Consider the following 11,004-nt stretch of genomic DNA (forward strand, 5'->3'; position numbering starts at 1 on the left):
CGTCCTGCCGCGCCCGCGCCGGCCCGGCGGCTACGCGGGCAGGCGCAGCGCCACGGTGAGCGCCTCGACGGCGACCTGCGGCTTGACGTTCTGCTCCAGCGCCGTCCGGCAGGCGAGCACCGCGTCGATGCGCCGCAGCGCCCCCTCCGCGCCGATGCGCCGGGCCAGCTCCTCGGCGTCGGCGCGCCGGTCGGGGTGGTCCAGCGGCAGCGACTCACCGGGTGCGGCGGCGAGGACGAGGGCGTCGCGGTAGAGGCCGGCGAGGTCGACCAGCGCCCGGTCGAGGGAGTCGCGGCCGATGCGGGTGGCCCGGCTCTTCTGCCGCTTCTCCAGCTCCTTGAGCTGCCCGGCCCCGCGGCTGGCGGCGGCCACGCCCGGGCCCCGCGCGCCGACGCCCAGGCTGGCCTTGACCGCCTCGGTCTCGGCGCCGTCGAGGGCCGCGGTGGTCCGGTCGGACTCCTCCTTGGCCGCGCCGACGAGGTCGTCGGCGGCGGTCAGGCAGGCGGCCAGCGACACCAGTGACAGCGGGACGTCGAGGACGGCCTTGCGCACCAGCCGGGCGCTCTCGTCCTGCGCCAGGTGGCGTGCCCGCCCGACGTGCCCGCCGGCCGCGGCCGCGGCCCAGGCGGCCAGCGCCGGGTCGACGCCGTCGCGGCGCACCAGCACGTCGGCGACGGCGTCGGTCGGCGGCGTCCGCAGGCCCACGACGCGGCAGCGGGAGCGGATGGTGACCGGCACGTCCTCGGGGTGCAGGCTCGGCGCGCACAGCAGGAAGACCGTCCGCGGCGGCGGCTCCTCGATCATCTTGAGGACGGCGTTGGCGGCCTGCTCGGTCATGCGGTCGGCGTCCTCCACGACGACGACCTGCCAGCGCCCCTGCGACGGCGCGCGGCCGGCCACCCGCACCAGCTCGCGCGCCTCCACGACGCCGATCGACAGGCCCTCGGGGACGACGGTCTGCACGTCGGCGTGGGTGCCGGCGAGCACCGTGCGGCAGGCGTGGCAGGTGCCGTCACCGCCGTCGGGGCACTGCAGCGCCGCGGCGAAGGCCCGCGCGGCGACCGAGCGGCCCGAGCCGGGCGGGCCGGTGAACAGCCAGGCGTGGGTCATGGCGGCGGGGTCGGCGACCGCGGCCTGCAGCTCGGCGACGACGGCCGGCTGGCCGACGACCTGCGCCCAGACCCCGCCCGGCGCGGCTGAGCCTCCTGGCGACCTCGCGAGCTCGGTCATGCGACCCGCCCGGGCAGCAGGGCGGCGACCCGCTCGCGCACGGCGCCGGCGAGCTCCTCGGCGGGCCGGCCGGCGTCGAGGACCAGGTAGCGGTGCGGCTCGGCGTCGGCCAGCGCGCGGAAGGTGGCGCGGACGCGCTCGTGGAAGTCGACCGACTCGGCCTCGAGCCGGTCGGCGGCGGCGCGGCCCAGGGCCCGCGCCAGGCCCGCCTCGGGGGGCAGGTCGAGCAGCACCGTGAGGTCGGGCACCAGCCCGCCGGTGGCCCACTGCGACAGCCGGCGCACCTCCTCCAGCGCCAGCGCCCGGCCGGCGCCCTGGTAGGCCAGCGAGCTGTCGACGTAGCGGTCGGTGACCACGACCTCGCCGGCCTCCAGCGCCGGGCGGACCACCGCGTGCACGTGGTGGGCGCGGTCGGCGGCGTAGAGCAGCGCCTCGGCGCGCGGCGCGAGGTCGCCGGTGGCCGGGTCGAGGAGCAGCGCGCGGATGCGCGCGCCGGGTGGGGTCCCGCCGGGCTCGGAGGTCAGCCGCGCGGGGATCTCGTGCCGCCCCAGCCAGTCGAGGAGCAGGCGGGCCTGGGTGGACTTGCCGGCGCCCTCCCCGCCCTCGAAGGCGACGAACAGCCCGCGGCCGGGCAGGCGCGGGTGGGCGGCGATCGGGAGCTCCCGGGGGTGGCTGGCGGGGTGGGTCACGGCCGGTCCACGGTACCGGCCGGGTCCGACGCCACCGGGTTCCCGCAGCCCCTAGCGTCGCCGGCGTGGACGCCGCCTGGGACCCCGCGACCTACCTGCGCTTCGCCGGCGAGCGGGCGCGCCCGTTCGCCGACCTGCTGGCCCGCGTGGACGCGGCCGACCCGCGGGTCGTGGTCGACCTCGGCTGCGGCGAGGGTGCGCTGACCGCCTCGCTCGCGGCGCGCTGGCCCGGTGCGCGGGTGACCGGCGTCGACTCCTCCCCGGAGATGCTGGCCGCGGCGGCCGCGCACGCCGTCGACGGGCGGGTCGGCTTCACCCTCGGCGACGTCCGTGAGTGGCGGCCCGACGGGCCGGTCGACGTCGTCGTCTGCAACGCCGTCCTGCACTGGGTGCCCGGCCACGCCGGGCTGCTGGCGCGCTGGGCCGGGCACCTCGCCCCGGGCGGGCGGCTGGCGGTCCAGGTGCCCGGCAACCACCGGGCGCCGACGCACCGGCTGCTGGCCGACCTGTGCACCTCGCCGCGGTGGTCGGCGCGGCTGGCGGCCGCCGCTCCCCCGCCGGACCCGGTGCTCGACCCGGCCGGCTACCTCGACGTGCTGGTGGGTGCGGGCCTGTCCGCCGACGTCTGGGAGACCACCTACCTGCACGTGCTGCGCGGGACGGACCCGGTGCTGGGCTGGGTGCGCAGCACCGTGCTGCGGCCGGTGCTGGCCCTGCTCGACGACGATGCCGCCGCCGAGCTGACCGCCGCCTACGCCGCGGCGCTGCGGGAGGCCTACCCGGCGCGGCCCGACGGGACCACCGTGCTGCCGTTCCGGCGGGTGTTCGCGGTGGGCTCCCGGCCGCTCAGCGGGGGGTGAGCCGGTAGGCGTCGGTGCGGTAGGGCAGCTCCAGGACGTCGCGTCCGGCGGTGTCGGGATGACTCGCGAGCAGGCCGCGCAGGCCGCCGAGGAAGGCCGCCCGGGCCCGCGGGGTCATGGTGGCCACGTAACTGCGGGTGCCGATGCCGCCGACGACCTGCTCGGGGGGAACCCGCTGGACGACGCGGAACGGCGCGTGGGTGACGTCGGCCGGCAGCGCCCGGGCGAACCGGTCGACGACGCCCTGGTCGGCCTCGTGGCCGCGGGCCTCGGCGGCCAGCGCGGCGCCGAGCGCGGCGACCCACGGCACCCGCTCGTCGCGGACGTTCCACACGAGGCCGACCACGCCCCCGGGCCGCAGCACGCGGCGCAGCTCGGCGGCCGCCGGCTCCGGGTCGAACCAGTGCGCGGCCTGGCCGGCGACCACGGCGTCGACGCTGCGGTCGGGCAGCGGGACCGCCTCCGCGCCGCCGACGTGCACCGGCACGCCGGGGTGGCGGGCGTGCAGCTGGTCGAGCATCTGCGGTGCGGGGTCGACCGCGACCACCTCGTGCCCGGCGGCGAGCAGGACGCCGGTGAGCAGGCCGGTGCCGGCGCCCAGGTCGAGCACCCGCCGCGGCCGCCCGCCCAGGAGGAAGGCGACGGCGGCGGGCGGGTAGCCGGGTCGCAGGGCGGCGTAGTCGGCCGCGACTGACCCGAACGACGTCCGCCGCTGCTGCCAGTCGGCGGGGTCGAGCGGGTCGGTCACGGCCGCGGGTCAGCTCGCGGGGACGGCGTCGGTCGCCTTCGTCGCGGCCGTCTTCTTCGCGGTCGTCTTCTTGGCGGTGGTCTTCTTCGCCGTCGTCTTCTTGGCCGCCGTCTTGGCCGGTGCCTTCTTCGCCGCCTTCTTCTTCGTGGCGGCCGGCCGGCTGCGGCGGTCGGCGAGCAGCTCGGCGGCGCGGTCGAGGGAGATGGTCTCGACGTCGTCGCCCTTGCGCAGGCTGGCGTTGGTCTCGCCGTCGGTCACGTACGGGCCGAAGCGGCCCTCGCGGACGGTGATCTGGCCCTGGGTCACCGGGTCGGCGCCGAGCTCCTTGAGCGGCGCGGCCGCGGCCCGCCGTCCCCGCTGCTTGGGCTGGGCGAAGACCGCCAGCGCCTCGTCGAGGGTGACGGTGAACAGCCGCTGCTCGTTCTCCAGCGAGCGGGAGTCGCTGCCCTTCTTCAGGTAGGGCCCGTAGCGGCCGTTGAGGGCCTGGATCTCCTCGCCGTCGGGCGCGGTGCCCACGGTGCGCGGCAGCGTGAGCAGCTGCAGCGCGTCCTCGAGGGTCACCGTCTCCGGGGCCATCGAGGAGAACAGGCTCGCCGTCCGGGGGCTGTCCTTGCTGCCCTCGGGGACCACGGTGGTGACGTAGGGGCCGTAGCGGCCGGCCTTGACCACCACCGGGGAGCCGCTCGCGGGGTCGGTGCCCAGCTGCCGGTCACCGGAGGGCGCGGCGAGCAGCTCGGCGACCTTGCCGCTGGTGAGCTCGTCGGGCGCGAGGTCCTCGGGGAGGCTGACCCGCGGCCCGTCCTCGCCGCCGGCCTGCAGGTAGGGGCCGTAGCGGCCCACCCGGACGACGACCGGCTCGCCCTCCGGGCCGGTCGCCCGCAGCGGGATGGAGTTGACGCCGCGGGCGTCGATCTCCTCCAGCTGCTGGCCGATGACCTGCTTGAGGCCGCCGGACGCGGCGATGCCGCCGGCGTGCCGGCCCTCGCCGCCGAAGTAGAACTCGGTCAGCCAGTCGACCCGGCCCAGCTCCCCCGCGGCGATCTCGTCGAGCTCGTTCTCCAGCGACGCGGTGAAGTCGTAGTCGACGAGCTGACCGAAGTGCTGCTCGAGCAGGTTGACCACCGCGAAGGCGGTGAAGGTGGGCACCAGCGCGGCGCCCTTCTTCCACACGTACCCGCGGTCCTGGATGGTCTGCATGATCGACGCGTAGGTCGAGGGGCGGCCGATGCCGAGCTCCTCGAGCCGGGCGACCAGGCTCGGCTCGGTGTAGCGCGACGGCGGCGTCGTGGTGTGGCCCTTGGGCTCCAGCGAGCGGGTGTCGAGCTGCTGGCCGCGCTCGACGCGGGGCAGGCGCCGCTCGGCGTCGTCGCTGCCGGGCTCGTCGTCGCCGGCGCCGGCGCCCTCGTCGCGGGACTCGACGTAGGCGCGCAGGAAGCCGGGGAAGGTGATCGTGCGCCCCGACGCGGTGAACTCCACCCGCTCGTCGGTGGTGCTGCGCCCGGCCAGCCGGATGCTGACCGTCTGGCCGACCGCGTCGGCCATCTGCGAGGCGACCGTGCGCTGCCAGATCAGCTCGTAGAGGCGGAACTCGTCACGGGCGAGCTGCCCGGCCAGCTGGCCGGGGGTGCGGAAGGAGTCACCGGCGGGCCGGATCGCCTCGTGCGCCTCCTGCGCGCCCTTGGCCTTCTTGCTGTAGCGGCGGGCCTCGGCGGGGACGTAGGCGTCGCCGTAGAGCTCGCGGGCCTGGGTGCGGGCGGCGTTGATCGCCTCGGTGGAGAGGTTGGTCGAGTCGGTCCGCATGTAGGTGATGTGGCCGTTCTCGTACAGCCGCTGGGCCACCCGCATGACCTGCGCGGAGGACCAGCCGAGCTTGCGGCCGGCCTCCATCTGCAGCGTGGAGGTGGTGAACGGCGCGTAGGGACGACGCCGGTAGGGCTTCTCGTCGACCCGGCTGACGCCGACCTGCCGGCCCTCGAGGCGGGCGGCCAGCCCGCGGGCGCCGGCCTCGTCGAGGTGCACGACGTCGCCGGTGACCCGGCCGGTGGCGGGGTCGAAGTCGCGGCCGGTGGCCACGCGGCTGTCGTCGACGCTGACCAGGCGGGCGCGCAGCGTCGTCGGCTCGCCGGCGTCGGCACCGGACCTGCCGGGGACGGCGAAGACGCCGTCGAGGGACCAGTAGTCGGCGGCGGTGAACGCCATCCGCTCCCGTTCCCGCTCGACGACGATGCGGGTGGCCACCGACTGCACGCGGCCGGCCGAGAGCCGTGGCAGGACCTTCTTCCACAGCACGGGGCTGACCTCGTAGCCGTAGAGGCGGTCGAGGATGCGGCGGGTCTCCTGCGCGTCGACCAGGGCGGTGTCGAGCTCGCGGGGGTTGGCCACGGCGCGGGCGATGGCCTCCGGGGTGATCTCGTGGAAGACCATGCGGCGGACCGGGACCCGCGGCTTGAGGGTGTCGACCAGGTGCCAGGCGATGGCCTCGCCCTCGCGGTCCTCGTCGGTGGCGAGGTAGACCTCGCTGGCGTCCTTGACCAGCTGCTTGAGCCGGCTGACCTGCTGCTTGCGGTCGGGGCTGATGACGTAGAGCGGCTCGAAGGCGTTGTCGACGTCGACGCCGAGGCGGGCCCAGGGAGCGCCCTTGTGCTCGGCCGGGACGTCGGCGGCGTTGCGGGGCAGGTCGCGGATGTGCCCGACGCTGGCCTCGACGACGTAGCCGTTGCCGAGATAGCCGGCGATCTTCCCGGCCTTGGTTGGTGACTCCACGATGACCAGCGGGCGACCGCCCCCGGTGGCGGCGGTCCGGCGGCGGGCGGGCGTGCTGGTGCCGCCGGCCGTGCGGCCGGCGCTCTCGCCGTTCTTCGCGGTCTTCGTGGGCACGGTGCTCCTGTCGGTGGTGCTCGCTGGGCGGCGGTGCGGGTGCGGTGTCGGCACCCGGCGCGCCCCTCGGCGGGCCACGGTAGGCCACGACCGCGGAACGCGACCGGCTGGCGACCCCGGGTGGGCGCGCCGTCACCGCGTCCAACGGTGCAGCACCGCGGCTGTTCCCGGGCCTCATCCGGTGGGTCGGTCCGGCTCGCGGGCGCCGGCGACCACCTCCCCGACGGCGGCCAGGGTCGGCCGGTCGCGCTCGAGGTACCAGCCGTGCCAGGTGTCCGGGTCGGTCGGCAGCGGGGTCGCGCCGAAGTCCGGGTTGTCGGTCTCCGTGCCGTGCACGTCCACCAGCCAGGTGACCGGGTCGAGCGGCGCGGAGGCCTCGTGGACCTCCGCCACCTCCAGGTCCGACGCCGGGCCGTCCATCCCGGGGCTCCCGAGGAGGACCAGGGCATCGGCGGCCAGCTCGCCCCGCTCCTCCACGGCGCGGTCGACCACGACGGTCCCGTAGCTGTGGGCCACGACCGTCACCCGCGGCGGGGTGCCGCTGCTCCCCGGGTCCCCGGCGCGCGCCGCGGCCAGGCCCGCGAGGTCGCCCGCGAGGGCGCCGCCACCGGCGGCAGCCCGTCCCTCGAACCAGGCGCGGGGGGAGGCGACGGTGCCGGGAGGGCGGTAGCCGAGCCAGGCGACCGTGGCCACGGCGGCGGCCGGCGCCGCGGCCCGGGCGGCGTCGGCCACGGCCTGCGCGTCGTCGCCCATGTCGCCGAGGTCGTCGACGTCGTTGCCGACACCGGGGACGAGGAACGCGACGTCGTCGGCGGTGTCGAGGTCGCCGTAGGCGAGGGCCACCAGGTGGTCGTCGGCGTCGAAGGACCACAACTGCACCGTGCGCCCGGCCGCCTCCTCGGCCGCGATCTCGTCAGAGACAGCCCGCGCCGTCGCGTACCCCTCGGCGGACGGGTCGGCAAGCGCGCGGTGGAGCAGGACGCGGTTGGCCTGGTCCCGCGCCCAGGCGGGGAGCCCGTCGAGGCTCCCGACCAGCGCCGGATCGGCCGTGGTCACCGCGTCGCGGGTGGGCGACGACAGGCCGGCCCACCAGGCCGCCACCGCCTCCGGCGAGGTCCCGGCCACCGGCAGGCAGGACCGGATCCAGGCGCCGTCGACCTGGGCGACCGCCGGGAGGTCGGGGAATCCGGCGGGACGGGCGGCGCCGAGCCCGCCGAGGAGGGCGAGAGGGCCGGAGGAGTCCGCGGCGGCGGCCGCGGCCCGGGCAGCGGCGTGCAACGCCTCGGCGGCGGTCGCGGCGACCCGTTCCGCGGCGGCCGCCTGCTCGGCGAGCCGGTCGTGGTGGGCGGCGAGGACGTCCGGCGAGGCGCCGGCGGGCACCGCGACCGGTGCGGGTGCGACGACGCCGCCCGCCTCGTCCAGCACCACCCCGGACGCGGCGGCCGCGGTCAGCGCCTGGGCCGCCGTCTCCTGGGCGGCGCGCGCCTGGCGGGCCGCCTCGTGCAGCGGGGACAGGGAGGCGGACAGGGCACCGGTGACCTCCGTCGCCACGGCCGAGACCTGGTCGAGCGCGGTCGCGGCGGCCGTCCCCGCCTGCCCCGACCAGTACTCGGCACCGGCGAGGGCGCGCGCCACCGCCTCCACCCGGGCGCGCCACGGGGGCAGCCGCTCGGTCACCGCCTCGAGCGTGTACACCGCGCCGTCGAGCAGCGGGGTGTCCCAGCCGGCGACGGCGGTCAGGCCGGGCGCGCTCACGCGGCCGCCTCCTCTGCGATCGCCGCCCGGGCGGCCAGCAGCCGGTCGGAGACGGCGGCGTCGGCGAGGCGGTAGCTGCGGACCGCGGCCAGCAGCGTCCGCGCGGCGGCGTCGGCGCCCTCGACGAGGTCGGCCACCAGCGCCGCCCACGCCCGGCCGGTCCCGCCGGCGTGCTCGGAGACCTCCCCCGGCGCGGCCGCCGCGAGAGACACCGCGGTGGAGGCGCACAGGTCGGCGTCGGCCGACAGCTCGGTGGCGAGCGCGGCCAGCTCCTCACCCAGCGCCTGGACGGCGTCGAGCTGGATGGCGATCGGTACGGACACGGCCCCTCCTGGCGTCGGTGCCGGCCCGGGGTCGGGACGGCGCCGCGGACGCTAGGGCCGCACCGGGACCGACCTGCGGGAGCCGTCCACAGCCGGGTCGGCCGTCCACAGGGCGCGCCGCGAGCCCCCACCCGGTCGGTGTCCGGGCGGAGGCTCGCGGCGTGGGGTCAGGGAGCGGTGGTCGTCGGTGCGGTCGTCGGAGCGGTCGTGCCCGCCCGGGGCGTGACGGCCTGGGCCGGCGTCGGGCGCCCGGCGCCGGGGAGCGACCCGGAGGGCCCGTCGTCGGTGCCGCCGACGACGACCGAGCGCCGCTTGGACACCACCACGGCGCCGATGACGACCAGCGCCGCCACGCCCGCGATGAGCAGCCGCACGGCGGTGTTGGCGTCCTCGCCGACCGACAGGCTGACCACCGCGGGGGCGATCAGCAGCGCCACCAGGTTCATCACCTTGATGAGCGGGTTGATCGCCGGGCCCGCGGTGTCCTTGAACGGGTCGCCCACGGTGTCCCCGATGACCGTCGCCGCGTGCGCCTCGCTGCCCTTCCCGCCGAACGCGCCGTCCTCCACCATCTTCTTGGCGTTGTCCCAGGCGCCGCCGGAGTTGGCGAGGAACACCGCCATGAGCGTGCCGGTGGCGATGGCGCCGACGAGGTAGGCCGCGAGCGGGCCGAAGCCGAGCCCGAAGCCGACCGCCACCGGGGCGAGGACGGCGAGCAGGCCGGGCGTCGCCAGCTCCCGCAGCGAGTCCTTGGTGCAGATGTCCACGACGGCGGAGTAGTCGGGCCGCTCGGAGTAGTCCATGATCCCGGGCCGGGTGCGGAACTGCTCGCGGACCTCGAACACGACCCGCCCGGCGGCGCGGGAGACCGCGTTGATCGCCAGGCCGGAGAAGAGGAACACGACCGCGGCACCGATCACCGCGCCGACGACGTTGTCCGGCTCGACGAGGCTGAACGACTCCGCCAGGTCGACGTCGCCGAGCGCGGTCCGCACCTGCTCGTTGTAGGACCCGAACAGCGCCGTCGCCGCGAGGACGGCGGTCGCGATCGCGATGCCCTTGGTGATGGCCTTGGTGGTGTTGCCGACGGCGTCGAGGTCGGTCAGCACCCGGGCGCCCTGCTCGTCGATGTCCCCGGACATCTCGGCGATGCCCTGGGCGTTGTCGCTGACCGGGCCGAAGGTGTCCATCGAGACGATGACGCCGGCCGTGGTGAGCAGCCCGCAGCCGGCGAGCGCGACGGCGTAGAGCGCCGCGCCGCCGCCGATGAGGAAGGCGCCGTAGACCGCGCCGCCGATGAGCAGAGCGGCGTAGACGGCCGACTCCAGTCCGAGGGAGATGCCGGACAGGACGACGGTGGCCGGCCCGGTGAGCGAGCTGCGGCCGACGTCGCGGACCGGCTTGCGGGAGGTCTCGGTGAAGTAGCCGGTGAGCTGCTGGATGGCGGCGGCCAGGACGATCCCGACGAGGACCGAGAGGAAGCCGAGCACCTGCGGGTTGACCACCGAGTCGGGGACGTCGGCGACGCTGGGCAGCACGGTGAACGCGGCGACGGCGACGAGCACGAGGGAGACCACCGCGGAGGTGAAGAAGCCGCGGTTGATCGGCGCGAGGCCGCTGGAGTCGCTCTTGCCGGGGTTGCTGGCGAGGATGCCGACGACGGAGGCGAGCACGCCGATCGCCGCGACGACGAGCGGGAAGACCATGCCGTCCGCGCCGAAGAAGACCTGCCCGAGGATGAGGGCGGCGACCAGGGTGACGGCGTAGGACTCGAAGAGGTCGGCGGCCATGCCGGCGCAGTCGCCGACGTTGTCGCCGACGTTGTCGGCGATGGTCGCGGCGTTGCGGGGGTCGTCCTCGGGGATGCCGGCCTCGACCTTGCCGACGAGGTCGGCGCCGACGTCGGCGGCCTTGGTGAAGATCCCGCCGCCGACGCGCATGAACATCGCCAGCAGCGCGCCGCCGAACCCGAAGCCCTCGAGGACCACCGGGGCGGTCTCGTCGAAGAGCAGCAGCGCCAGCGCGGCGCCGAACAGGCCGAGGCCGACGGTGATCATCCCGCAGACGCCGCCGGTGCGGTACGCGATGCGGAAGGCCGGCCGGTAGCCGCCGGCCTGGGCGGCGGCGGCGACCCGGACGTTGCCGCGGGTGGCCAGCGTCATGCCGATGAAGCCGACGGTGGCGGAGAACAGGGCGCCGACGAGGAAGAAGACCGCCCGGCCGATCCGGGTGCCCCAGCCGCCGTCGGCGACGGGCAGGACGAGCAGCAGGAGGAAGACGATCACGGCGAAGACGCCGAGGGTCCTGAACTGGCGCCGCAGGTAGGCGCCGGCTCCCTCCTGCACCGCGCGCGCGATCTCCCGCATGCGCGTCGTGCCCTGGTCGGCGGCCAGGACGGCACGGACCAGCGACGCGGCGAAGACCAGCGCGGCGAGCGATACGACGAGGGCTGCCGTCACGAGGACGACGTCCCCGCCGGAGAGAGAACTGTCCGGCATCTATACCTCCCAGCGGTGAGCTGC

The 11,004-nt window shown here is 76.6% G+C and carries 8 protein-coding genes; 1 reads left to right on the forward strand and 7 read right to left on the reverse strand.

Annotation, left to right across the window (positions count from 1 at the left end; genetic code table 11):
• Positions 1 to 30: 30 nt before the first annotated feature.
• Positions 31 to 1,230 carry a DNA polymerase III subunit delta' gene (locus ACI8AD_RS02130; RefSeq protein WP_456868914.1) on the reverse strand — a complete coding sequence of 400 codons (1,200 nt, stop codon included), beginning with the start codon at positions 1,228 to 1,230 and terminating at the stop codon, positions 31 to 33.
• Positions 1,227 to 1,919 (reverse strand): dTMP kinase, encoded by a 693-nt coding sequence (tmk, locus tag ACI8AD_RS02135; RefSeq protein ID WP_456868915.1) that lies wholly within the window; start codon positions 1,917 to 1,919, stop codon positions 1,227 to 1,229. Before tmk ends, ACI8AD_RS02130 begins: the two co-directional genes overlap by 4 nt.
• A gap of 65 nt (positions 1,920 to 1,984) precedes the next feature.
• Here tmk and ACI8AD_RS02140 point away from each other — a divergent pair, with 65 nt between their 5' ends.
• The gene (locus ACI8AD_RS02140) at positions 1,985 to 2,779 is read left to right on the forward strand and encodes a trans-aconitate 2-methyltransferase (protein ID WP_456868916.1); all 795 of its coding nucleotides are present in this window, start codon (positions 1,985 to 1,987) and stop codon (positions 2,777 to 2,779) included.
• Here the strand turns inward: ACI8AD_RS02140 and ACI8AD_RS02145 are convergent.
• The 5 genes from ACI8AD_RS02145 to ACI8AD_RS02165 form a co-directional block, all read right to left on the reverse strand.
• Positions 2,766 to 3,527, reverse strand: coding sequence for a class I SAM-dependent methyltransferase (locus tag ACI8AD_RS02145; RefSeq protein WP_456868917.1), 762 nt, complete (start codon positions 3,525 to 3,527; stop codon positions 2,766 to 2,768). The genes ACI8AD_RS02140 and ACI8AD_RS02145 overlap by 14 nt on opposite strands.
• A gap of 9 nt (positions 3,528 to 3,536) precedes the next feature.
• Positions 3,537 to 6,404 (reverse strand): type I DNA topoisomerase, encoded by a 2,868-nt coding sequence (topA, locus tag ACI8AD_RS02150; RefSeq protein ID WP_456868918.1) that lies wholly within the window; start codon positions 6,402 to 6,404, stop codon positions 3,537 to 3,539.
• A gap of 174 nt (positions 6,405 to 6,578) precedes the next feature.
• Positions 6,579 to 8,159 carry an alpha/beta hydrolase gene (locus ACI8AD_RS02155; protein WP_456868919.1) on the reverse strand — a complete coding sequence of 527 codons (1,581 nt, stop codon included), beginning with the start codon at positions 8,157 to 8,159 and terminating at the stop codon, positions 6,579 to 6,581.
• Positions 8,156 to 8,482: a hypothetical protein gene (locus tag ACI8AD_RS02160; protein WP_456868920.1), complete on the reverse strand. Its 327-nt coding sequence runs from the start codon at positions 8,480 to 8,482 to the stop codon at positions 8,156 to 8,158. The genes ACI8AD_RS02155 and ACI8AD_RS02160 overlap by 4 nt, the downstream gene beginning before the upstream one ends.
• Positions 8,483 to 8,649: 167 nt before the next feature.
• A complete protein-coding gene (locus ACI8AD_RS02165; RefSeq protein WP_456868921.1) occupies positions 8,650 to 10,980 on the reverse strand; it encodes a sodium-translocating pyrophosphatase in 2,331 nt (776 codons plus the stop codon).
• Positions 10,981 to 11,004: the final 24 nt, after the last annotated feature.

The organism is Geodermatophilus sp. SYSU D00766 (assembly GCF_054049915.1).

Coding starts and splice junctions, on each gene's coding strand:
- ACI8AD_RS02130 (WP_456868914.1), bottom strand. CDS start 1,230: ATGACCGAGCTCGCGAGGTCGCCAGGAGGCTCAGCCGCGCCGGGCGGG.
- ACI8AD_RS02165 (WP_456868921.1), bottom strand. CDS start 10,980: ATGCCGGACAGTTCTCTCTCCGGCGGGGACGTCGTCCTCGTGACGGCA.